The organism is Candidatus Binataceae bacterium (assembly GCA_035500095.1).
Classification (GTDB): Bacteria; Desulfobacterota; Binatia; order Binatales; family Binataceae; genus JAKAVN01.
On sequence record DATJXN010000012.1, the window covers coordinates 25,823 to 50,106 of the forward strand.

Genomic DNA, 24,284 nt, shown 5'->3' on the forward strand with positions numbered 1-24,284 from the left:
GCGCCGGCTATCCGCGCGCCGCGGAGCTCAGATGCCGAACGCCTCGCGCATCGCCGCGGCCGCCTCGAGGATCGACTGGCGGCCCTTGTCCACGACCGGCGCCATCCCGGTAAACGCGTGCGTCACCCCCTCATAGCGCGTGCATCGCGCCGCGACGCCTGCGCGCTTCAGACGAGCGGCGTACTCCTCGGCTTCGTCGCGGAGCGGATCGTATTCGGCGGTGACGATCAGCGCCGACGGGAGACCGTTTAAGTCCTTGGCCGCACCGGGGCAGCAATAAGGATTGGCGCGATCGCGCTCGGAGGAGAGGTAGCAGTTCCAGAACCATTCCATGTCGGCGCGCGACAGCAGATAGTAGCTGCCGCTCGAGTACTCGCGATGCGACGCCGTTTCCAGCTCGGCGTCGGTCGCCGGATACCATAGCACCTGGAATCCGATACGCGGGCCGCGCCGGTCGCGCGCCATCAGTGCGACCGCGGCGGCCAGCGTGCCGCCTGCGCTGGTGCCGGCGACGGCGAGACGCGAGGGATCCGTCCCGAGCGCCACCGCGTTGTCGGCGACCCATACCGTAGCCGCGTAGCAATCGTCGGGGCCGGCGGGGAACCGATGCTCCGGCGCGAGCCGGTAATCGACCGACACCACAACGCATCGCGCCGCATTGGTCAGTATCCGGCATATGACGTCGTGCGTGTCGAGATCGCCGGCGACCCATCCGCCGCCATGGAAAAAAACCACCGCCGGAAAGCCCCCGTTGCCGCCCGGACGATAGATGCGGACGGGAATCTCGCCTGCGGGACCGGGGATGCGCCGATCCTCGACGCGCGCGACGGTCTCTCGCGCACCGGAACTTGCGCCGGCGCGGATCGCCTCGCGCACTTTCTCGATGCCCAGGGTGTGAAACGCCGGGCCGCCCACGGCCGCGGCCTTATCGAGTATCGTCTTCATCTGCGGGTCGAGTGGCATTGCCAGCAACCTCCGCGGGCCGCGCTTACTTCGCGAGTGCAGCCTTGAGCGCCGCGCCCATGTCCGCGATCGACTTGCGTCCTTCGTCCAGCATCGCCCCCATCAGCACGAACCCGTGCGTGACGCCTTCGTAGCGGATGCACTCGGCCTTGACGCCCGCCTCCTGCAAGCGCGCCGCGTAGGTCTCGCCCTCGTCGCGCAGCGGATCGAAGCCGGCGGTCACCACCAGCGCGGGCGGCAATCCGCGCAGACTGCCCGCCTCGGCCGGGCTCGCGTATGGGTTCTCCTCGTCCTTGTCGCTATTGAGATAATGGCCCCAGAACCAGACCATGTCTTTCTTGGACAGAATGTAGCCGTCTTCCAGGAACTGCTGTTGCGACGGGGTATCGAGGCGGGCGTCCGTGGCGGGATAGATAAGGAGCTGGAACGCGAGCTTCGGCCCGCTACGGTCCCGCGCCATCAGCGCGACCACCGCGGCGAGATTTCCGCCCGCGCTGTCGCCGCCGACCGCCACCCGCACCGGGTCGCCGCCGATCGACGCGGCGTTCTCCGCGGCCCACTTGGTCGCCGCGTAGCAGTCTTCCGGCCCGGCGGGGAATTTATGCTCCGGCGCAAGCCGATAGTCGACCGACATCACCACGCATCCCGAGGCTTTGCAGAGCGAGCGGCAGAACGAATCCCACGATTCGAGCGCGCCGACCACCCATCCGCCGCCGTGAAAATAAACCAGGATCGGAAACGGCGCTTTGCCTTCGGGAGTATAAAGCTGCACCGGAATTTGCCCGCCGGGCCCGGGGATGCTGCGTCGTTCGGACTTGGCGACTTTCTCCGGATTTACGTTGAAGGGCTCGAGCATCGCCGCGATCGCTTCTCGCGCCGCGGCCGGCGTCATCGTATGAAAGGGCTGGGCGCCGGAGGCGGCGGCTTGATCGAGAATGGCCTTCATCTGGGGATGCAGTTGCATGGGATTGGCTCCTTGACGTTGAGTTTAATCGCGCCTGGAACTACTGCGAAGGCGACAATAGCGCAAGTCGCGCGCGCGGCCCAAGCGAGGCATTCGCGAGGCCCGCTTACGAGGCCTGCGCGCGCGGCCCGGATCGGCGTCAGCGCCGCCACGCGAGCAGGCGGGTGAGCAGGCGCTTTCGCGAAGGCGTTAGGCGCGTGCGATTGTATGCGTCGGCGATCTTTTTGATCACCTCGGCCTGCGTGGGATACGGATGAATCACGCCGGCTATCCGCCTAAGACCGATTCCTGAAGCGATCGCGAGCGTCAACTCGGAGATCGTCTCGCCCGCGTGCGCCGCGACGATCGTTGCGCCGACGATTAGGTCGGTGCCCTCGCGCACATGGACCTTGGCCATCCCCGCGGTCTCGCCGTCGAGCACCGCGCGGTCCACAGCGCCCATCTCCTGCGCGAACGTCCGTATGGCGGCGCCGCGCGCGGCCGCTTCTGCTTCGGTGAGCCCGACGTGGGCAATCTCCGGATCGGTGTAGATGCACCAGGGGACGGTGAGGCGGCTTGCGCGGTCGCGTCCGAAGAAGAGCGCATTGCGAATCACGATGCGGGCGTGCGCGTCGCTCAGATGCGTGAACTGAAGCGATGAGCACACGTCGCCGGCGGCAAAGATCCGCGGGTTGCTGGTTTGCAAATAGTCGTTGACGTGCACGCCGGTCTTGCGATCGTACTCGACGCCGGCGGCCTCGAGGTCCAGTCCTTCGACATTGGGCGCGCGCCCCGCGGTCACCAGGATTTCATCGACTTCGATCTCGCGGTTGGCGCCCTGATGCTCGAGGCGCACGATCCGGCCCGCCGCGCCCTGCCCGACGCTCGTTACCTTGCATCCGGCAAGCAATTCGACGCCGTCACCAATGATCGCGCGCTCGACGATCGCGGCCGCATCGCGGTCCTCGCGCGGCAGAATCCGCTCCAGCGCTTCGAGCAGCCATACTTCCGAACCGAAGCGGCGGAACGTCTGTGCGAGTTCGCATCCGATCGGACCCGCGCCGATTACCGCTAGCCGCCGCGGCAGCTCGGTCAGCGAAAAGACCGTCTCGTTGGTGAGAAACCCGCTCTCGGCGAGTCCCGGAATCGGCGGGGCGGCCGGACGCGCGCCCGTCGCGACAAGGGCGCGGCTGAAGTTGAGCCGCTTGCCGCCGACTTCCGCCGCATCGCGTCCGACGAATCCGCCATCACCAAAGAAAACGTCAACGCCGAGACTCTTGAAGCGCGCGGCCGAGTCATTCGCGCTCAATTCCGCGCGCAATCGGCGCATCCGCTCCATCACGGCGCCGAACTCCACCGCGGGCGGCGCCTTCGGTGCGATCCCGTATTCCAGCGCGCGGCCTATTGTGGCGCGCCCGCGCGCCGCGCGTATCAGAGCCTTCGACGGGACGCATCCGTAGTTCAGACAGTCGCCGCCCATCAGGCGGCGCTCGACCAGCGCGACCCGCGCGCCGAGTCCGGCGGCGCCGGCCGCGGCCACCAGCCCCGCCGTGCCCGCGCCGAGCACGACCAGATTGTAGCGCGCCGCGGGCTCGGGATTTATCCATCCCGCCGGATGGACGTTGGCGAGCAGCCGCGCGTCGTGCTCGTCGGGCGGTGCGAGGCGCGACGGGTCAGCCATCGCGGCTCACTCTTTGTGCTTGAAACTGTATGCGTGGAGCGGCCTGCAGACAGTTATTTCGAACTCGTCGTAAAAGGCCTGCCGTCCGCGCTCCTGGGCTTTACGATGCTCGGGATTCTCCCGCCACTCCGCGAGCGCCTCGGCCGACGCCCATTCGGTGACGCCGAGCATGTCGCCGTCATGACTTTTGTATTCGCGAAACGAGATGAAGCCGGGCATCGCATTCACGATCTTCAGCATCCGCTCGGCGGTCGTTTTGTACTCCTCGCGTTCGGCGGCGCTCAGGTCCCGCATCCGGAAGCGAAAGATGCTGATCACGCGGTTTGGATTCTTCTGCTCGGGCATCGCTGTTTCCTTTCATCGCGAACGTCGCCGCTTGTCCGGTCACTCGCGCGCATCCAGGCCCATCCGCCGCGCGATGATCACCTTCATGATCTCGTTGGTGCCCGCGTAGATCGATTGCACCGCCGCGTCGGCATAGTCCGTCGCCACCGGAAACTCCATCATGAAGCCATAGCCGCCGTGGAGTTGCAGGCACTGGCTGGATACGCGCTTGAGCAGTTCCGTGACCCACCATTTCGCCATGCTAACTTCGGTCACGATTTCATCTCCCCGTACGTGCGCCGCGAGCAGGCGGTCGACGAAGGCCTGCCCGACTTCGATCTCGGTCATCATCTCGGCGAGCTTGAATTGCGTGTTCTGAAACGACGCGATCGGCTGGCCGAAGGCCTTGCGCCCGCGGGTGTACTCGATCGTGTCCTCGAGACATCGCCGCGCGCTGGTAATCGCGCCGATCGCGGTGACCAGGCGCTCCTGCTGCAGCTTGTCCATCAGCATCTTGAACCCGGTGCCCTCGCTGCCGAGCAGGTTGGTCACGGGCACGCGGCAATCCTCGAAGAACAGCTCGCTCGTGTCCTGTCCGCGAAAGCCCAGCTTGTCGAGCTTGCGCCCGCGCACGAATCCCGGCGCGTCGCCTTCGACCAGGACCAGGCTGACGCCGCGATGGGGCGGATCGGCCTTGGGGTCGGTCTTCACTACCACGATAAACAGGTCGGCAATCTGGCCGTTGGAAATGAAAATCTTGGAGCCGTTGATGACGTAGCTGTCGCCGTCGCGACGCGCGGTGGTCTGGACCGCGGCGAGGTCGGAGCCGGTGCCCGGCTCGGTCATCGCGATTCCCAGGATCACGTCGCCGCTGATCGCCCCGGGAACCCATCGCCGCTTCTGCTCCTCGCTGCCGAAGCTCACCAGGTAGGGCAGGCAGATGTCCGAGTGCAGCCCCATCATCAGGCCGTGCGCGCGCACCCGCGCCAGCTCCTCGATCACGATCGCATCGTAGATAAAGTCGACGCCACCGCCGCCGTACTCGGCCGGCGCGTTGGGCGCGAGAAATCCGGCGGCGCCCAGTTTACGCCAGCTCTCGCGGTCGCTCATCCCGGCGCGGTTCCATCCGTCGATCTTCGGCACCAGCTCGGCCTCGACGAAGCGGCGCACCTGCGCCCGGAACATCTCGTGCTCTTCAGTGAAAACGTCGCGTCGCATATGGGGGTTGGCCTCGGGGCAAATCCTTGCACGGACGCGCCGGTGTTCCAACCGGAGGCGCCATCCGCCCCCGGCGCCCCTGAAGCCCGCGGCGATCGTTTGTGCGCGAGGAAGCCGGCGCGCTAGATAAGATGAAACCGCTGCTCGCGTATCGGAGGATGGAGATGCTTAAGCTTTACGGCACTGCCAAATCGCGTTCGGCCCGTTGCTTGTGGGCGCTGGAGGAGCTGGGGCTCAAGTATGAGCACGTTCCGGTCGAGACCACCAAGGCTAAATCGCCCGAGCACCTGAGGATCAACCCCAATGGGCACGTCCCGACGCTCGAGGATAACGGACAGATTTTCTGGGAGTCGATGGCGATCAATCTTTATCTCGCCGCCAAATACGGCCAGGCGCCATTCTGGCCCGAATCGCATGAAGATCGCGGCCACGCGGCCCAGTGGAGTTTCTGGGCCATGACCGAGGCGGAGCCGCACCTGATAACGATCCTGCGCAACCGCTTGCTGTTGCCTGCCGAGCAGCGCAACGAACAGGCGGCAGCGGCGGCGATCGCGGCGATGGAAGCGCCGCTTAAGGTCCTCGACGGCGCGCTCAAGGGGCGCGACTATCTGCTCGGCAAGGATTTTACGATCGCCGACCTCAACCTGTCGTCGGTTTTGAGCTTCGCGATGTTCGTGAAGCTGGATATGTCGGCAACGCCGGTGGCGCAGGCCTGGCTCGGCAAGTGCCTGGGACGCGACGGGTACAAGAAGGCGCGCAGCCTGCCGTGATCTGCGCGAAGGGAGGGCCGTTATGGATCGCGTTCATCTGCTCGATCTGAGTGCCCGCTTCGTCGAAGCGTTCAATCGCAACGACCTCGACGCGGTGATGGCGTTTTTCACCGAAGACGGCGTGTACGACGAGTTCAATGGCCGGCGCAACGTGGGCAAGGCCGCGATTCGCGCGGCCTTCGAACCGCAATTCTCCGGCGCCTTCGGCGAGATGAAGTTCATCGACGAGGATATGTTCGTCGACCCCGAGGCGGGCAAGGTGATGGCGAGTTGGCGCTGCACGCTGACCGTCAAGGGCGAGCCGACCTCGTGGCGCGGGCTCGACCTGATGCACTTCAAGGGCGACAAGCTGGCGCAGAAGCTCACTTACGCCAAGACCAAGGTCCCGCTATTCCAGAGTTGAGGCGCGAGCGCACGCGCTCCCGCGGGCTGTTATTTCGCGCCGCAAACCACCGGACAGGGGAGCGGACGCCAACCCGGCAATGAGCGGGACCGCCTTCTGGCAGCGATCGACCGCGGCCCTGTTCGCGGAACTTGCGACCTCGGAAGACGGTCTGACTTCCGACGAGGCGGCGGCGCGGCTTGCGCGTTACGGCAACAACGACGCGGCTGCGCCGCGGCGCGGGCCTGCATGGCTCCGCTTCATCCAGCGCTTCGTCAACCCGCTGGTCGCCATTCTGCTGGTGGCGAGCGCGCTTTCCGCGCTGACGGGAGACGTCGCAAGCTTCATCATCATCGTCTGCATCGTGATGCTCTCGGTGCTGCTCGATTTCGTGCAGGAGCGCCGAGCTGAGAGCGCGGTGGATGAGTTGCGGGCGCAGGTGGCGCTGCGCACCGACGTGCGCCGCGACGGCAAGGAACAGGCACTGCCGGTCAGCGAAGTGGTCCCGGGCGACGTCGTCCGCCTTTCCGCCGGCGACCTGGTGCCGGCCGATGGGGTGCTGCTTGCGAGCCGCGATTTTTTCGTCAATCAGGCGCTGCTGACGGGAGAATCCCATCCGGTCGAGAAGCGCGCCGCGGCGGGCGGCGTCCCGGCGGCGGAAATCAGCGAAGCGCAAACCGTGGCGCTGGCCGGCACTTCCGTCATATCCGGAAGCGCGATGCTGCTCGTCTGCCGCACCGGAAGGCAGACAATGATCGGCCAGCTCGCCGACGCCCTGATCGCACGGCGTCCCCCCACCGCTTTCGAGATCGGGCTCCGCCAGTTCAGCATGCTGCTCCTGCGCATAACCGTGGTGCTCGTGGTGGTCGTTATGGCGGAGAACATGGCGTTCCACCGCCCCTGGATCGAGTCGCTGGTGTTTGCGCTGGCGCTCGCGGTCGGGCTCACGCCGGAGCTGTTGCCGATGATCATGACGATCAGCCTGGCACGCGGCGCGGTCCGCCTCTCGCGCGAGCGAGTGATCGTCAAGCGTCTGCCGGCCATTTACAACCTCGGCGCGATGGACGTGCTGTGCACGGACAAGACCGGCACGCTGACCCAGGCGCGCATCGCGCTGACCAGGCACGTTGACGCCGCCGGCCGCGACAGCGAGCGCGTGCTTACGCTCGCCTGGCTGAACAGCCATTTCGAAAGCGGCCTGAAAAGCGCCCTGGACGACGCCATCCTTGCGCGCGGCGCGATCGACCCTTCGCCGTGGCGCAAAATAGACGAAGTACCGTTCGACTTCGAGCGCCGGCGCGTCTCGGTGCTGGTCGAATGCGGCGGTGAACGCACGCTGATCGTCAAAGGCGCTCCGGAGGATGTCATCCGCATTTCCACCCGCGTCGAGACCGCGGACGGCGCGAGCCAGGAACTGACGGATGCTCTGCGCGCTGCATTGCACGCCAGCTTCGAGGAACTCAGCGCACAGGGTTTCCGCCTGCTCGGTATTGCGAGCCGCACGGGGCCGTCGAGTCAGACGACCTGCGTGCTCGGCGACGAAGCCGACCTGACGTTTGCCGGGTTCGCGGTCTTTCTCGATCCGCCCAAGGCGTCTGCGCGCACGGCGCTGTCGGCGCTCGCGGCGGCGGGCGTGGCGGTAAAGGTTCTCACCGGAGACAACGAGCAGGTCGCACGGCATCTGTGCGCCGAGCTCGGCTTCGATCCCGGGCGGGTGCTCACCGGGGCGGATCTGACAGCGCTCAGCGACGAGGCGCTGCTCGGATGCCTCGGCAACACGCGGCTCTTCTGCCGGGTGACGCCGCAACAGAAGCTCCGCGTGATCATGGCGCTCAAGCGCATGGGCCAGACGGTGGGTTTTCTGGGCGACGGCATCAATGACGCTCCCGCACTGCACGCGGCCGATGTGGGCATCTCCGTCGACGCCGCCGCGGACGTGGCCAAGGCGGCGGCCGAGCTTATCCTGCTGGAGCAGGATCTGGGCGTGGTGCACGAAGGCGTGATGGAAGGGCGGCGCACGGTCGTGAACACCGCCAAGTACCTGCTGATGGCGAGCAGCGCCAATTTCGGGAATATCTTCAGCATGGTGCTGGCCGGACTGATCCTGCCATTTCTGCCGCTTCTGCCGATCCAGGTGCTGCTGACCAATCTCATCTACGACCTCGCGCAGTCCGGATTGCCGCTCGACAATGTCGATCCCGAAGCTGTCGAGCGGCCGCTACATTGGGAGAGCAAGCTCATCGAACGTTTCATGATCGTGATGGGACCGATCAGCACGGTGTTCGACCTGATGACCTTTGCCGTGCTGGTCCTGTTCTTTAGGGCTGACGTGGCTTTGTTTCGCACCGGATGGTTCATCGAATCGCTGGTGACGCAGATCGTGATGATTTTCGCGGTGCGTACCCGCCGCCACATGTTTGCGAGCCATCCGCATCCGGCCGTAGCCGGTCTCGCGTTCGGTACCGCAGTGCTTACCTTGGCTTTGCCGTTCCTTCCGCGGATCGGCCAGTGGTTCGAGTTCGTGCATCCGTCCGCCGCCTATTTTGCGTATCTAGTGGCCGTCGTCGCGGGTTTTCTCCTGGCGGTCGAGGTCGTCAAGCGGATGTTTTTCGCGCGCATGTGGTATAAAGCGGCACCCTGACGCGCATCGCGCCGCCGACCGCCGCCACCGCGCAAGGAACCTTCGCGCGAGCCTTTGACAGCCGCGCGCGATCAGGCTTGAGTACCAGTTAGCCACGCAGGGAGGCATCCGTCATGGGAGTTTTGTCCGGCTACAAAATCGTTGAGTTCGCGGGCATCGGCCCCGCACCGATGTGCGCGATGCTGCTCTCGGACATGGGCGCCGAAGTCCTGCGCCTGGACCGCGCCGAGGATGCCAACCTCGGAATCAATACCGAGTCGAAGTACAACCTTCTCGGCCGCGGGCGCCGCTCGGTCGCGGTCGATCTCAAGCGGCGCGAAGGCACCGAAGTCGCGCTCAAGTTGATCGAGCGCGCCGACGCGCTGATCGAGGGATTCCGGCCAGGCGTGATGGAACGCCTGGGACTCGGCCCCGACGTCTGCCTGGCGCGCAATCCAAAGCTGGTTTACGGCCGGATGACCGGATGGGGGCAGGACGGCCCGCTCGCGTTCGCTGCCGGGCATGACATCAACTACATCGCGCTCACCGGCGCGCTTCATTCGATCGGGCGGCGCGGCGAGGCGCCCGTGCCGCCGCTCAACCTGGTCGGCGACTTCGGTGGCGGCGGCGTGTACCTCGCGCTGGGCGTGGTCGCGGGAATGCTCGAGGCGCAGAGATCGAGCAAGGGCCAGGTGATCGACGTCGCGATGATCGACGGCGCGTCATCGCTGATGGCCGGGATTTACGGCCTGCGCGGCGCCGGCGTTTGGAACGACAATCGCGGCGAAAACATCCTCGACACCGGCGCACACTACTACAACGTTTACGAAACCAGCGACGGCAAGTATATCTCGATCGGTTCGATCGAGGCCAAGTTTTACGCCGAACTGCTGCGGCTCACGGGGCTGGAGGGCGAGAAGCTGCCGCGCCAGAACGATCGCGCGCAATGGCCCGCGTTCCAGGAACGGCTCAAGGCGCTGTTCAAGACCAAGACTCGCGACCAATGGTGCGCGATCATGGAAGGCAGCGAAATCTGCTTCGCGCCCGTGCTGACGATGACCGAGGCGCCGCAGCATCCGCACAACCGCCATCGCGGCACCTTCGTCGAGATCGACGGCGTGGTGCAGCCGGCGCCCGCGCCGCGCTTCAGCCGCACGCCGAGCAAGATCCAGCGTCCGCCGGCGCGTCCCGGCGAGCATACCGAGGAAGGCCTGCAGGCGTGGGGTTTCAGCGCGGCCGAGCTCGAACAGCTGCGCGCAAGCGGCGCGATCGGCGTGCGCGACGCGCAGCCGAAGGCGGCCGCCGGAAGTTAAGGTCGCGGCGCCGCGCGCGGCGGCCGATAGCTCATCGCGCCGCGAGCAGCGCCGCCAGGTCACAGCCGACGAGATCGCCGATCCGCTCAACGGTGATGTCGGCCGGCGGGTAGCTCGCGACGTCGGCGGCGTGCGCATAGTGGCCCTGACGCGGAAAGACCGTGGTCACCCGCTCGCCCCACACTTTTTTGACCGACGCCAGGATTCGCACCTTGTCGTCGACGAGCACGTAGTGTTCCGCCGGATAGAGCGTCTCGACTTCCGCAAGTTCCTGCTCCTTGTGGATGTAAATCAGCACGCGTCCCTCGACCGCCTCGAAGAGCCCCGAGCGCCTGACCTTGCGCGGCTGAAACACCACGTCGCCGTCGGACAGGATGACGGTCGGTCCGAAGGCGGAGAGATGCGCGACCGCGTCAAGCGAACCGGGATAGAGCCGGTTGGCGAACGGATAATCGACCAGGTACGCGGAAACCTCGTAAAGATGCGTATCGTGGGGATGCTCGACGCGGTAGCGCTGCAGCGCGCCCAGGTAGTCGGCGTAGCCGAGTTCTTGTCGCAGTTCTTCAAAGATGGCCCAGTAGCGTTCCTGCGGATCCTTGCCGACCTCGCGCGTCAGATGGCGGCGCAAGTCGTCGGCCACGCGATCGTTGTCGAGCAGGGTGTTGTCGACATCGAGCAGGAACACGACCGGGACTGGAGCATTCGATGACGCCGGCATAACTCCTCGCGGGGCGAAATCGCGCCCGCCAATAAGATCGCAGGCGGCGGCGGTTGCAACAAGATCGCACGCGCTTCTCGCGCCTGCGATTTTGCGCTATCTGGCGTCATGGCCGGCGGCGTGCGCATCGTCGGCCCGTCCTAAGCAGTCGAGCGCAACGGAGGTTCCGGATGAAACGCGAGGTCCCCGAGAAGGAAAGTGAACGCCGCACAGCGCGGCCGTTTACCGGCAAGCAATTCCTGGAAAGCATCCGGGATTCGCGCGAGGTCTGGATCTACGGCGAACGGGTCAAGGACGTGACCACTCATCCTGCGTTCCGCAACTCGGCGCGGATGCTGGCGCGGATGTACGACGCGCTGCACGATCCGCAAAAGAGTCCCGTGCTCACCGCGCCCACCGATACCGGCAACGGCGGCTTCACGCACAAGTTCTACAAGGTCCCGCGCAGCGCCGAGGACCTGGTGGGCGCGCGCGACGCGATCGCCGAGTGGGCGCGAGTTTCATACGGATGGCTCGGGCGATCGCCGGATTACAAGGCGAGCCTCACCGGCACGCTGGGCGCCAACGCCGAGTTTTACGCCCCATACCAGGCGAACGCCTTGCGATGGTACCGGGAGGCGCAGGAGAAGTGCCTCTTCCTCAACCATGCGCTGGTCAATCCGCCCACCGACCGCAGCAAATCGCCCGACGAGGTGACTGACGTCCTGGCGCACGTCGAGAAGGAAACCGACGCCGGCGTGGTCGTCAGCGGGGCCAAGGTCGTCGCGACCGGCTCGGCGCTGACGCATTACAACTTCATCGGCTTTTACGGCCCGACCCCGCTCGGCAAGCCCGAACTCGCAATTTTCGCGATGATCCCGATGGACGCGCGCGGAGTCAAACTCGTCTGCCGTCCGTCGTACGAATTGATGGCGGCGACGATGGGGAGTCCTTTCGACTATCCGCTCTCCTCGCGGCTGGACGAGAACGACGCCGTGCTCATCCTCGACAAGGTGCTGGTGCCGTGGGAGAACCTGTTCGTTTACCGCGACGTGGAAAAGGCCAACACTTTTTTTCCGCGCTCAGGTTTTATCCCGCGGTTCACGCTTCATGGATGCACGCGGCTTGCGGTGAAGCTCGATTTTCTCGCGGGGCTGATTCTAAAGGCGATCGATGCGATCGGATCGAGGGAATTGCGCTCGGCGCAGGTGCAAGCCGGCGAAGTGCTGGCGTGGCGCAACGTGTTCTGGGGGTTGACCGACGCGATGGCGCGCACGCCCGACCCGTGGATGAGCGGTACGGTGCTGCCCAAGGCGGAGTACGGGATGGCGTACCGCTTCCTTGCGACCACCGCGTATCCGCGGATCAAGGAAATCGCCGAGCAGACGATCTCGAGCGGCCTCATCTATCTCAATTCTCACGCCGCCGATTTCAAGAATCCGGAGTTGCGTCCGTTCCTCGACAAATACCTGCGCGGCTCCAACGGCTACGACGCGCTCGAGCGGGTCAAGTTGCTGAAGGTGCTGTGGGACGCGATCGGAAGCGAGTTCGGCGGACGCCACGAACTTTACGAGCGTAACTATGCGGGCAACTACGAGAATATAAGGCTCGAGAACCTGCCGATGGCGCTCGCGACCGGCCGCGCGGACGAATTGACGAGCTTCGTGGATCGATGCATGGCCGAGTATGATCTGGACGGATGGAAAGCGCCGGACCTGATTAATCCTACCGACGTGAACGTGATCATGAAGAAGGCGAAGGGTGGTTGAAATCGGCGAGCGAGTCGAGGCCGCGAAATGGCGATGAAATATCACGCCGGTGAAATCGCGGTGCAGAGGAAAGCCGGCGTGCGCCGTCAGGCCGACAGGCTGGCTGCCGGGATCCGCGGCGTCATGTCGCCCGATCGTGCGGAATATGTCGTCGAGCAACGCTTCGCCGTGCTTGGAACTGTCGATCGGCGCGGCTATGTGTGGGCCTCGGTCGTCACCGGCAAGGCGGGATTCATACAGGCGCTCGACGAACGGACAATCCGGATCGCGGCCGCTCCGGCCGCCGGCGATCCCTTGGCGGAAAACCTCGCGCGGGCGGGGCACGCCGCGGTAATCGTTCCCGACCTGGCCTTGCGGCGAAGACTCAGGCTTAACGGGACAGGCCGGATCGCGGGCGGCATCATCGAGATTCGGGCCGAACAGATTTTTGGCAACTGCTCGCATTACATCCAGTCCCGCGCGCCGGTCGGCGAGCGTCAATGGAAGACGGGCGACGCAGGCGCCGTGCGCGCATCCGAGCTTTCATCCGAGCATCAGCGGCTGATCGCGTCCGCCGACACGCTTTTCATCGCTACCGATGATCCTGATACCGGCGCGCCGGAGTCGGGCGCCGACGTGTCGCATCGCGGCGGCAATCCCGGCTTCGTGCGCGCCGTGTCGAGCCGCCGCCTCGCGATTCCCGACTACGCGGGCAACAACATGTTCAACACGCTCGGCAATATCGCGGTAAATCCGCGCGTCGGGTTGCTGTTCATCAGCTTCGAGAGCGGGCGCACGCTTCAGCTAAGCGGACGCGCGGCGATCGATTGGGACAAGGCACGCGCGGCGACGCTGGCTGGCGCGGCCCGGATCATCGATTTCGAGCTCGACGAGACCGTCGATAATACGCACGGGTTCCCGCTGCTCTACGAATTCCACGAATATTCGCATTTTAATCCGTAGTAGCGAGTCGCGCCGAAGCCTCTGTAAAGAAAAAAAGCGGCGGAACTTTCGTCCCGCCGCCTTAGCAGTCGCAGTTGCCGAGCGGCTAAGCCACGAAGCGGAAACCGCCGTTGCGGCGCACGATATGCCCCGAAGTCGGGCCGGCGAAATGCGTGCCGATGACGTGCACGGGCTGGTCGCAATAGCGCTCGACGAACTTCTTGCGCGTGTCGGACGCCATCGTGGGGTCGGTGTCGAACTCGCAAACCCATTCCGGATGGGCGACCTGAATCGGATGGTGGATCATGTCGCCGGTGATGACCGCGTTCTCGCCGCGCGACGAAATCCGCACGCTGGTATGACCCGGGGTATGGCCGGGCGTGGATTCGAGCCAGACCTCGCCGGTCAGCTTGCGCTCCGGCTCGACCAGTTCGGCCAATCCGGCCTCGATCACCGGTCGCACCGAGTCTTCTATCGGCTTCTGGAAGTCGGCGCTGCCTTCGTATTTCTTCCAGTGATCCCACTCGCGATCGCGCATCATGTACTTGGCCTTGGGGAAGGTCGGCACCCAGTTCCCGTTGACCAGCATCGTGTTCCATCCGACGTGATCGAGATGAAGATGCGTGCAGACGACGGTATCGATCGATTCGCGCGCGACGCCCGCCTTCTGCATGTCGGAAAGGAACGGCGTGTGCAGGTTGTTGAAGTCGGCAAAGCCCGGACGCGGCTTGTCGTTGCCGACGCAGGTGTCGACCAGGATGCGGCGCCCTTCGGACTCGACCAACAGGGCGTGGATGCTAAGCAGGATTTTGTTGCTGTCGTCGAGGAAGGGGCTCAGCCACTCGCGCTCGTTCTTGAGCGCATCGACTGTCGCATTAGCCGTGATCATCGTGCCGGGCCAGTGCGGTTCCTGCTCGCGCAGCAGGGTGATTTTGACGTCTCCGATATTCCAATGCATGGCGCAAACCTCCACGGTTGTTAGGGCGCTACCTTAACCCGACTCGCCCGACGGCGGCAATCGAAAACTCGCAGCCGGGCCCGCGGCCCCCAAAACGCCCGCGCCTACCAGGAATCGATGTGCGGCCGCTTCTTGCCGGTGCGCGACCGCGGCGGGGGCGCGGAGCGCAGCCCGGTCAAAATCCAGCGCCGCGACTCGACCGGATCGATCACGTCGTCGAGCTCGAAATGCGAGGCGCTGTTGAGCGCCTTACCCTGCTGATACATCCGCGCCACCATCTCCTCGAAGAGCTTCTTGCGCGCGGCCGGGTCGGCCACCGCCTCGAGTTCCTTGCGATAGCCGAGCTTGGCCGCGCCCTCGAGGCCCATCCCGCCGAACTCGCCTGTCGGCCAGGCGACCGTGAAGATCGGCGTCTTGAAACTCCCGCCCGCCATCGCCTGCGCGCCCAACCCATAGCCTTTGCGCAGCACGATGGTGAAGAAGGGCACGGTGATGTTCGCCCCGACGATGAACATCCGCGCGGCGTGGCGCACCAGCGCGGTCTTTTCGATCTCCGGTCCCACCATGATGCCGGGCGTGTCGCAGAGAAAGAGCAGCGGCAGATCGAAGGCGTCGCACAGCTGCATAAAGCGGGCTGCCTTGTCGGCGCCGTCGCTGTCGATCGCGCCCGCCAGATGCGTGGGGTTGTTGGCGATCACGCCGAGCGGGCGGCCCTCGATCCGGATGAGCGCCGTCACCATCCCGAGCCCGAAGTGGCGGCGCAATTCGAGCACCGAGCCGGTGTCGGCGAGCGTCTCGATCACCGCGCGCACGTCGTAGATCCGGAGCCGGTTCTCCGGGATGATTCCGCGCAGCAGGCGCTGGTCGGCGCATTCCCACCGGCCGAGCGGGCCCTGGAAATAGGAAAGATACTTCTTCGCGACACGCACCGCCTCGGCCTCGTCCGCGACCGGCACATCGACCACGCCGTTGGGCACCTGCACGCTCATCGGCCCGATATCTTCGGGACGGAAGATACCCAGACCGCCGCCCTCGACCATCGCCGGACCGCCCATCCCGATGTTCGAGTTGGCGGCCGCGATCACCACGTCGCAGCATCCGAGCAGCGCCGCGTTGCCCGCGAAGCATCGCCCCGAATTGATCCCGACCATCGGCACGAGGCCGCTCAGCTTGCCCCAGTAATGAAACGCCGGAACGTCGAGGCCCGAGAGCCAAAGGCCGTCGGTGTCGCCGGGACGCCCGCCGCCGCCTTCGGTGAACAGCACCACCGGCAGGCGCATCTCGGCGGCGATCTCGAACATGCGGTCCTTCTTGCGATGATTCTGCTGGCCCTGAGTGCCGGCGAGTACGGTGTAGTCGTAGGACATCGCGATGCACCGGGCGCGCGAGTCGTCGAAGAGGTCGCCGTTGACGCGGCCGATTCCGGCGACCAGGCCGTCGGCGGGCGTGTTTTTGATCAGGTCGTCGAGCGCGCGCCGCCGCCGCTGCGCGGCGAGCACCAGCGCGCCGTACTCGACGAAGGTCCCGGGGTCGCAAAGATCCGCTATGTTCTCGCGCGCGGTGCGCTGACCGGTTTTGCGCCGGCGCGCGACCGCCTCGGGCCGCCCGGCGTCGAATCCCGTCGCGTGGCGCTCGTACACCTCGGCCAGGTCGGGCCGGATACGGTCGAGATCGACTTTTTCGGCCTCGGCGGCCGCCGCCGGATCGACCTCGGCCTCTTCGATGAAGGCGAGCGGATGGCCCTCGAAGATTGCGTCGCGCGCGCCGACCGCGATCTGCCGCACCACTCCGCTTACGTGCGCGTGGACCACGTGCTCCATCTTCATCGCTTCCATCACGAAGAGCTGCTGGCCCTTGCGCACCAATTCGCCCTCGCGCACGTCGATCGAGACGATCGTCCCCTGCATCGGCGCGGCGACCGCGACCGTGTTTTCCGGCCCGGTGATCTCGTGATGAACCGCGGCGTCGCTCTCGGCGATAGCGATGCTCGGCGCCGGCGCCGAGTTGACCGCGCTCTTGCCGTGACTCAGCACGGCCAGTGGATCGATCGAATCGATCCTGGCGCCGGCGAGCGTCCTCGCACCCGGCGCGCGTTTGCCTCCGGCGCGATGCGCCCTGGTCCCGGCGCTCGCGGCGGCGATGAAGAGCTGGCGATGGGTCGAACTCGCGGCGGCAACGAGCTCGGCGATATGCTCCTCGACGAAGCGGGTGTAGAGCCGGTTGGCCGCGAAATCGGGATGCTCGAGCAGGGCCTGAAGAAATCCGACGTTGGTCGCGACGCCCTCGATCCGGAATTCGCTTAGCGCGCGGCGCGCGCGCGTCACGGCGGAGGCGAAATCGGCTGACGCCGAGGAGGCGATCAGCTTCGCCAGCAGCGAGTCGAAGTTCGGATTGCTCGTGTAACCCGCGTAGGCGAATGAATCTACGCGCACTCCCGGCCCCGACGGCGGCTCGAACGCGATCAGCGTGCCGCCCGACGGTTTGGCATTGCCGTCGGCGCCCATCGATTCCATGTTGATGCGCATCTGGATCGCAAAGCCGCGCGGCTTCGGAATCTCGGCCTGGAGCGCGCCAAGCTCGGCGAGCGTGCTCCCGCCCGCCAACTGCAGCTGCAACTTGACCAGATCGATGCCGGTGACCTCCTCGGTCACCGTATGCTCGACCTGGAGGCGCGGGTTGGCCTCGATGAACGCGAACCCGGCGTCATCGTGCTGTGCGTCGGCCTCGAGCAGAAACTCGAACGTGCCGAGATTGTCGTAGCGCACCGCTTCGGCCATCCGCACCGCCGCTGCAGTCAACCGGGCGCGCATGCGCTCCGGCAGACCGGGGCTGGGCGCGATCTCGATCAGCTTCTGATTGCGCCGCTGGATGGTACATTCGCGCTCCCATAGATGGCTGACGCTGCCGGAACCATCGCCCGCTATCTGGACCTCGAGATGGCGCGCGCGGGGCATCAGCCTTTCGACATAAACGTCCGGGTTGCCGAAGGCCGCGCGCGCTTCCGACTGACAACGCCGATACGCCTCGTCCAGTTCGTCGATCCGGCCGACCGCGCGCATCCCGCGCCCGCCGCCGCCGGCGACCGCCTTGACCATCACCGCGCCACCATCGCCGAGCGCGGCGAGAAATTCCCGCGCCTCGCTGAGACTGGTCGCGCCCGCAGTGCCCGCCAGCACCGGCACTCCGACCCGCTCCGCCAGCGCCCGCGCGCTGAGCTTGTCGCCGAACAACTCGAGCACTTCAGGCCGCGGTCCGACAAACCTGATTCCTTCTTCTGCGGCGCGGCGGGCAAATTGTGCATTCTCGCTGAGGAAGCCGTAGCCGGGATGTACCGCGTCGCATCCGGCCGCCTTGGCGACCGCGACTATTTGTTCGACGTCGAGATAAGCGGCGGCGCCTTTGCCCGCAAGCGCGCGGACCTCGTCGGCCTTGCGGGTGTGAAGCGAGTGAGCGTCGTCCTCGGAAAAGACGGCCGTCGTGCGGATACCCATCTCGGCGGCGGCGCGCATGATGCGGATAGCTATTTCTCCGCGATTGGCGACGAGAAGACTTCGGGGAAGCATTGAGCGATGCTGCGACTCCTGTTGCGCTTGTCTTTCGGTTAAATCATCGAATTCTCGCACGATCCAGCGGAAGGGCGGGAACGCTCCTTGTTGTCGAAAAGCCATTCGATAGGCCGATATGGTAGGGTCAGCCGCGGGAGGAAAGTCAGATGGACGCTCGTTCACCCCTGCACTTGCTCGGCGGCAGCCTTCAGCAAGTCGCGTTCGTGGTCAACGATCTGGCCGCCGGGATGGAATTTTTCAATCGCACGATGGGGATCCCGCGTTTTTACGTGATCGAGGACTTCGGACTGCACGCCCGCGACAAGACCTTCCGCGGGCGCCCGGCGGAACAGAATTTCAGACTCGCGCTCGCCTATTCCGGCGACACCCAAATCGAACTCATCCAGCATATCTCCGGCGACACCTGCTACAAGGAGCACCTGGAGCGCCGCGGCGAGGGCCTCCATCATCTCGGCTTCTTTCTCTACGATTCCGAGGAGTACCAGAGCGCTCTGGATTCGCTCGGCGCGGCCGGCTATGCGCCCCTGATGAGCGGGCGCTTCGGCACCACGCGCTACACCTACTTCGACACCGAAGCGGCGATCGGCTCGATAATGGAAATCGTGTTTCTTGATTCCGGCGGCAGGGATTTCATGGCGAAGATAAAGCGCGGCGACTTCTAGCAAGAACCGCGGCATATCATATCCGATGATAAAGGGACGCATCCTCGACACCGCCCAGGCGCTCGCGCAGGGAACGACTACTAGCGCTCGGCTGGTGGACGAGGCGCTCGAGCGCGGCGGCGACCCGGCCGGCGAGGGGGCGCGCGTCTTCACCCGGCTCTTCCGCGAGTCGGCGCGCGTCCAGGCCGCGGCGAGCGATAATCTGCGCGCGGCCGGAATCGTCGCCTCGCCGCTCCACGGCATCCCCATTTCGATCAAGGACTTGTTCGACGTCGCCGGCCAAACCACCACCGCCGGCTCGATAGTGCTGAAGGCGCGCCCGCCCGCCGCGCGTGACGCCGCCATCGTGCGCCGCCTGCGCGCGGCCGGCGCGGCCATCGTAGGCAAGACCAACATGACCGAGTTCGCCTTCTCTGGCGTCGGACTCAACCCGCACTATGGAACGCCGCGCAATTGCTGGGACCGCCCGGGCGCCAGGATTCCCGGTGGTTCCTCGTCGGGCGCGGCGATCTCGGTCACGGACGCGATGGCGGTCGCGGCGATCGGTACCGACACCGGCGGCTCCGTGCGCATCCCGGCCGCTCTGAACGGTCTGACAGGTTTCAAACCAACTCAGCGGCGCGTGCCGCTCGATGGCGCGTTTCCGCTATCCAGCACGCTGGACTCGATCGGGCCCCTCGCCAATTCGCTCGCCTGCTGCGCGATCGTCGACGCGGTGATCGCCGGCGAGGAGCCGGTGGTGCCGGCGCCGATTGCCTTGCGCGGCCTGCGCCTGGCGGTGCCGCAGCACTACGTCATTGACGGCCTCGAGCCTGCGGTCGCGCGATGCTTCGAGGACGCGCTAAGGCGCCTCTCCGACGCCGGCGCGCTGATCGTCGATCTTCCGTTCGCGGAACTCGAGGAATTGCCGTCGATCAATGCGAAGGGCGGGTTCTCTGCCGCCGAATGTTACGCCAAACTTCGGGAGGTTGTCGCGACTGACAGCGAAAGGATCGATGCGCGCGTACTCGCGCGGATCGTGCGCGGCGCCGGGATGAGCGGCCCCGACTACGTCGACCTGATCGCCGCTCGCGCCTCCCTGATCGCGCGCGCCGCGGCGCTTACCGCACCGTTCGACGCGCTCGCGATGCCCACGGTGGCGCTGACCGCTCCTCCGATCGCCGCTCTAGCCGACGACCGCGAATATGGCCGGGTCAACCTGGCGATCCTGCGCAATCCTTCGGTGGTCAACTTCCTCGACCGCTGCGCGCTCACGCTTCCGTGCCATCGGCCCGGCGAAGCACCAGTGGGATTCAGCCTGATGGGTGAGCATCTGGGCGACCGGCGACTCATCGGGATCGGCCTTGCCTGCGAAGCGGTTCTGCGCCGCGAATAGTGCGGGGCGATCCGCGGCAGCGCTTCGTGTCGTCAGTCCGGTGCGGTCAGCCCGGTGCAATCGGTCCGATGCGATCCGTCAACTAGCCGCCGGGACGGGCGGCCAGCACGGCCGGCCGCCAACTCTTGAGATCTTTCATCGCCTGGGCGGGCGGAGCGCCGCCGAGCGACATCCATCGCGAACGGTAAGATGCGGTCGCCGCGAGTTGTACTCGCAGACGGCTGCCGGCGTGACTTCCGGACACGCCGAGAGTTGCCCATGGCAGAGTGACCTGTGCGGTTATCCGGGGCCGATCGCTGACCTCATACAGCGCCGTAGCCGAGGGCACCGGCATGCAGGTCTCGTGATCCATGCGACAGACCTCCACGCGCATCTCCTTCCCCTCCCGCCGCCCGCCCCCGGCGCGCAAGGGCATCGTGGGCGGGACTACAAAAAACGCGAAGCGCCGCGCTCCCGCACCCGCATCGACGCCGAAATCGATTCTGAACGCTTCGCTTCGCGGAAAGTCCCCCTTGTACGCGAGCAGGCTCTCATCGAAGTGCTCCATGCTGATCGTGGCCACGTGCAAACCCGCTTCGCTCCATGCGAGAAGGAAATCGCCGAAGACCGCCTCGGGCGCGGGCGTGGAAAACCCCTTCACCAGGGCCTCATCCTTCGGCCACCGCGCGAGCGAGAATGCGGCCGGGTCGAGAGGAGCCTCGGGAATCTCCATCGGCGAATTTTCCGCCGCCGGCGCGCGCTGCGATGCGTTCGCATGTATTTCGGCGAGACTCCGATTTGCCGCGGTCAACGCCGAGACCAGCTCCTGGTAAGGCCGTCCGTCGATGTCGAGCAGGCCGAAATCGTAATCCTCGCGGTCAAATCCGCGCCCGCCTCTCGGTTCGTCGTAGTACTGAAACCAGTGAAGTCCGACGACCGCGGGTTGGCGCGCGAAGTTGCGCGCCGCATTCGCCGCGCCGCGCGCCCGCTCGGCCTGCGTTTTCACGGTCATCAGGTAACCATTGTTGGTATTTCCGGATCGGTTCTCATCGGCCGCGAAATACCATTCGGAAACCAGCACCGGCTTGTTCCCGGTCAACTGGCCGAGCGCGTCGAAATAGTAATGGGCGATCCATCCGTCCGGACTGTCCACGTTGTAGTTGGTCGCGACGGCATCGACGAACGGCGTCATGGCGCGCACCGCGTCCGGATCGTAATAGCTGGGAAGGCGGTCGCCGAAAATTATCGCGTTGGGATCCGCCGCGCGCAACGCCCGACAAGTCAATTGGTAGTAGCGGCGCGTCACCGCCGCCGTCCACTCGCGAATCATCCGAATCCCATTTCCTCCGGGGCGCATTTGGGCGCGCGCGTCTGCGCTCTGGAGCAATCCGTCAAAAGAGGAAATTCCTCCCGAAACAACGAAGTCGGCGGTAAAGCGACGCCAGTCGCCATAATGGCGGCGTATCAAGTCAACCAAGGCCTGCTTGGTGTAATTCGACGGGGACCGGGCGAGGTAGTAAGTGAACAGCGCGCCGTACCACCATCCAACCTCATTATCCAGAAAATACCCCATTCGATAGACGCTGGATTTATACGGACCAACGGCCTTCCGCGTCTGGGCGAATATGAGCGCTTCGACCGATGGATCGAAAGGATCGTCCCACAGCAGCCGCGCCCTCCAACCGAGGTCGAGATCGGGAATGCTTGGAAGCGCAACATTGGGAGAGCTGAAGGCGCCGGCCGTATTGAAGCCCCAGGCGCCGACCTGCGCGCCCGCACGGCGCGCCCATGCATCCGGTTCCCGGGATGGAGGGAGCCAGGTCTTACGCTCGGGACCCCAGTTCAGCGACCGCGTTGCGCTCCTCGTCATGGTGTTTACGCCGATAGAAAAGAAGCGCTTGCCGCACGGATTCGCGAGCCACGACACTCCATCGCCTGTCTGAAACGTCCAGCGGTCGGTGGAACCAGGCCGCGGCGAGCAGGCCGCGCCCGCCAGTGGCGGAAGTGAACAAATAGCAAGGGCGGCAAGTGCGAGCCAGCCGACGAGGCCGCTGCAGATCGCCGGAGCACGATCGATGGCGGAAGTCGCACGCAATATCAATTACTCGGGACTCGGCTCGTGAACGGCATCGATGAGATGCTACGGCTCGCGTGGATTCGGCCGGATCGGGTACGGATATCCGTTAGCCAGCGCCCTTTCCAGATCGGCATTCTGTCCGTAGATATCCTTGAAGAAACGGACCGAGCCATCGGGTTCGACCACCGCGGTCGAATAGAGAATGAGTACCGGGATGGGCTTGTCGAGATTCACCTGGATTGTCTCATCCCCATTCATCGCCGCGACAATCTTGTCCTCGGTCCATTCCGGCTTGTTCCGCAGGACCCAAACCGCCAGTCCCACCGGATTCTGCACCCGGATGCATCCGTGGCTGAAGTCGCGCCGCGCTTTCAGAAACAACTCCGGCTGCGGGGTGCTGTGCAAATAGACATTGAAGTGGTTGGGGAAGATGAACTTGACCAGCCCCAGCGCATTCTTGGGTCCCGGCTTCTGCCGGATATACAGCGAACCCGACCGGAGCTTGCCGAGCGTCTCGTCGTCCACCGTGCCGTCGGTGATTACCGCGCCGCTGCTGGTAGTTACTTCGAATCCATGATCCGCCAGATAGTCGCGATCCCGCCGGATTTTTGGCACCAGCTCGGCGAACTGAATCGACAGCGGGACTTCCCAATATGGGCGGAAAATCACGTAGCGCATGTAATCCGCGAAGATGGGCGTCTGATGCCCGTACGCCTTGCCCACGATGACGCGCATCGTCAGAAACGGCGCGGGCTGCCGGCGCATCGTCCGCAGCCTGAACTCGGGGAGATTGACGATGATCGGCGGCTGCGGAAAACTCACCGGAATCCATCGATAGCGCTCAAGCGTGTACTGAAGCTCCTTGACCCGTTGGCTTAGCGGCACGTTCAGTTGCGCCAAGGTATCCTTGCCGAGCACGCCGTCGGGCTGAAGGCCGTGGCGATCCTGGAAGTGCTTGACGCCGTCAATCACGGCGCCCTGATAGACCGTGGCGTCGGCAGGCACGGCGGCGTCAGGCGGAAGATCGCCAAGCAGGCGCAGCCGCGCGGCGAGAGGTGCGACGCCCGAGTATTTGTCGCCCGGATGGACGGACTTGACCGGAAATGGTATCGGCGCACCGTCGCCCTGGGCCGCCAGCTTCGTATACGCCGCGAGCGCGGTTTTCGCGCGGCCATAGCCGTCGTAGTGCGGCTCGAGGCTTGCGAGCGCGGCGTTGACGTCCGCGGACCGGATAATCTGGTTGCGCAACTCGCCGGCGAGATCGTACCTGCTGGACGCAACTTCGACTCCGAAATCGATGTGTTGAGGATTGACCCTTCCGTCGCGGAGCGCCGAGAGATAGCGCGCGGCGCAAACCGTGAGCGCGAGATCGAAACGCACCGGATCGGGAGATGGCGCCGAGAGCGCGGCCACGCGGCCGTCCCATCGCGAGGCGTCGTAGTCCTCCGGATCGAGGCCGCTTTGCGCGGCCTGTTTGAACTGTTGGATCATTGCCAGCGCCTGCGCCGTCGGCTTGCCGCCGTTGACCCACGCGAGCGTGTTCCCCCCTGCAGCGTAGAAGCTGGCCACCTCGGGCCGGACGTCGCTGAAATTGGGCCAGCGCAAGTCTGCGAGTTTGCCCGCGGCGATAAGCGCGCTCATTTCGTCCGTAGCCATCGGTACAGCGGTGGCCTGCGCCGCGGGCGAAGCGTCGGCGGCCAGGATCGAACTCGGAGCCAGGAACGCGCAGAGCGCCAGGAACGCCAAATTCGGAATCGCCAAAATCGCGAGACGGCGGATCGCGCCCGGACCGCGCCGAAGCTTACGGCCTTTCGTCTGTTCCGCACGATATAGAATCGACACGGCTCCCCCCCTCCCGCACGTTCGACTGGCCACGAGATGTTCGGATCGATGCGCGAAGCAGACCGCACTTATAGGGAAATGCCGGCCTCTGGGAAAGCCCTCTGCGGCAAAGCGACCCAGAGCTGGCCTTAAGTCGACCGCAGAGCGTCTATAAGAAGATTTGAGCGTAAATTGACGTCTCTAAAGCGGAATGGTGCAACAAGATTCCGTTGCAGAAGCGCTAC

Annotated in this window: 18 protein-coding genes; 8 read left to right on the top strand and 10 right to left on the bottom strand. The window is 65.3% G+C overall.

Features of this window, described 5'->3' with window-relative positions; translation table 11 throughout:
• Positions 1–27: 27 nt before the first annotated feature.
• The 5 genes from VMI09_01700 to VMI09_01720 all read right to left on the bottom strand — a co-directional run bounded on the left by VMI09_01700 (position 28) and on the right by VMI09_01720 (position 5,129).
• Positions 28–963, bottom strand: a complete 936-nt coding sequence (locus tag VMI09_01700; GenBank protein ID HTQ23378.1) for an alpha/beta hydrolase — start codon at positions 961–963, stop codon at positions 28–30.
• A 25-nt stretch (positions 964–988) separates the two neighbouring features.
• Complete coding sequence (locus VMI09_01705; protein HTQ23379.1) at positions 989–1,927, bottom strand: alpha/beta hydrolase; 939 nt, start codon at positions 1,925–1,927, stop codon at positions 989–991.
• A gap of 139 nt (positions 1,928–2,066) precedes the next feature.
• On the bottom strand, positions 2,067–3,587 hold the full coding sequence (locus VMI09_01710) for a mercuric reductase (protein HTQ23380.1): 1,521 nt from the start codon (positions 3,585–3,587) through the stop codon (positions 2,067–2,069).
• A 6-nt stretch (positions 3,588–3,593) separates the two neighbouring features.
• Positions 3,594–3,932 (bottom strand): antibiotic biosynthesis monooxygenase, encoded by a 339-nt coding sequence (locus VMI09_01715; protein ID HTQ23381.1) that lies wholly within the window; start codon positions 3,930–3,932, stop codon positions 3,594–3,596.
• Between the two features lie 39 nt (positions 3,933–3,971).
• Positions 3,972–5,129 carry an acyl-CoA dehydrogenase family protein gene (locus VMI09_01720; protein HTQ23382.1) on the bottom strand — a complete coding sequence of 386 codons (1,158 nt, stop codon included), beginning with the start codon at positions 5,127–5,129 and terminating at the stop codon, positions 3,972–3,974.
• Positions 5,130–5,293: 164 nt separating this feature from the next.
• Between VMI09_01720 and VMI09_01725 the strand changes: the two genes are divergently transcribed.
• From VMI09_01725 to VMI09_01740, 4 genes are all read left to right on the top strand, one after another.
• Positions 5,294–5,899: a glutathione S-transferase family protein gene (locus VMI09_01725; GenBank protein HTQ23383.1), complete on the top strand. Its 606-nt coding sequence runs from the start codon at positions 5,294–5,296 to the stop codon at positions 5,897–5,899.
• A 22-nt stretch (positions 5,900–5,921) separates the two neighbouring features.
• Entirely contained in the window at positions 5,922–6,302 is a 381-nt protein-coding gene (locus VMI09_01730; GenBank protein ID HTQ23384.1) for a nuclear transport factor 2 family protein, read from the top strand.
• 79 nt (positions 6,303–6,381) lie between these two features.
• Positions 6,382–8,922, top strand: coding sequence for a magnesium-translocating P-type ATPase (gene mgtA, locus VMI09_01735; protein ID HTQ23385.1), 2,541 nt, complete (start codon positions 6,382–6,384; stop codon positions 8,920–8,922).
• A 113-nt stretch (positions 8,923–9,035) separates the two neighbouring features.
• The gene (locus VMI09_01740) at positions 9,036–10,214 is read left to right on the top strand and encodes a CaiB/BaiF CoA-transferase family protein (protein ID HTQ23386.1); all 1,179 of its coding nucleotides are present in this window, start codon (positions 9,036–9,038) and stop codon (positions 10,212–10,214) included.
• Between the two features lie 31 nt (positions 10,215–10,245).
• Here the strand turns inward: VMI09_01740 and VMI09_01745 are convergent, their stop codons facing one another.
• Positions 10,246–10,932 (bottom strand): HAD family hydrolase, encoded by a 687-nt coding sequence (locus tag VMI09_01745; protein ID HTQ23387.1) that lies wholly within the window; start codon positions 10,930–10,932, stop codon positions 10,246–10,248.
• 170 nt (positions 10,933–11,102) lie between these two features.
• Between VMI09_01745 and VMI09_01750 the strand changes: the two genes are divergently transcribed.
• Positions 11,103–12,680 (top strand): 4-hydroxyphenylacetate 3-hydroxylase N-terminal domain-containing protein, encoded by a 1,578-nt coding sequence (locus VMI09_01750; protein HTQ23388.1) that lies wholly within the window; start codon positions 11,103–11,105, stop codon positions 12,678–12,680.
• A 27-nt stretch (positions 12,681–12,707) separates the two neighbouring features.
• On the top strand, positions 12,708–13,622 hold the full coding sequence (locus VMI09_01755; protein HTQ23389.1) for a pyridoxamine 5'-phosphate oxidase family protein: 915 nt from the start codon (positions 12,708–12,710) through the stop codon (positions 13,620–13,622).
• A gap of 85 nt (positions 13,623–13,707) precedes the next feature.
• Here VMI09_01755 and VMI09_01760 read toward each other — a convergent pair whose 3' ends face one another.
• Both VMI09_01760 and VMI09_01765 read right to left on the bottom strand, forming a co-directional pair.
• The gene (locus VMI09_01760) at positions 13,708–14,559 is read right to left on the bottom strand and encodes an MBL fold metallo-hydrolase (GenBank protein ID HTQ23390.1); all 852 of its coding nucleotides are present in this window, start codon (positions 14,557–14,559) and stop codon (positions 13,708–13,710) included.
• A 104-nt stretch (positions 14,560–14,663) separates the two neighbouring features.
• Entirely contained in the window at positions 14,664–18,122 is a 3,459-nt protein-coding gene (locus VMI09_01765) for a carboxyl transferase domain-containing protein (GenBank protein HTQ23391.1), read from the bottom strand.
• A 149-nt stretch (positions 18,123–18,271) separates the two neighbouring features.
• Between VMI09_01765 and VMI09_01770 the strand changes: the two genes are divergently transcribed.
• Positions 18,272–18,787 (top strand): VOC family protein, encoded by a 516-nt coding sequence (locus VMI09_01770; protein HTQ23392.1) that lies wholly within the window; start codon positions 18,272–18,274, stop codon positions 18,785–18,787.
• A gap of 25 nt (positions 18,788–18,812) precedes the next feature.
• Positions 18,813–20,162, top strand: a complete 1,350-nt coding sequence (locus VMI09_01775) for an amidase (protein ID HTQ23393.1) — start codon at positions 18,813–18,815, stop codon at positions 20,160–20,162.
• A gap of 82 nt (positions 20,163–20,244) precedes the next feature.
• Here the strand turns inward: VMI09_01775 and VMI09_01780 are convergent, their stop codons facing one another.
• Together VMI09_01780 and VMI09_01785 are read right to left on the bottom strand one after the other, a co-directional pair.
• A complete protein-coding gene (locus tag VMI09_01780; GenBank protein HTQ23394.1) occupies positions 20,245–22,011 on the bottom strand; it encodes a hypothetical protein in 1,767 nt (588 codons plus the stop codon).
• A 270-nt stretch (positions 22,012–22,281) separates the two neighbouring features.
• On the bottom strand, positions 22,282–23,964 hold the full coding sequence (locus tag VMI09_01785; GenBank protein HTQ23395.1) for a L,D-transpeptidase family protein: 1,683 nt from the start codon (positions 23,962–23,964) through the stop codon (positions 22,282–22,284).
• Between the last annotated feature and the right edge of the window lie 320 nt (positions 23,965–24,284).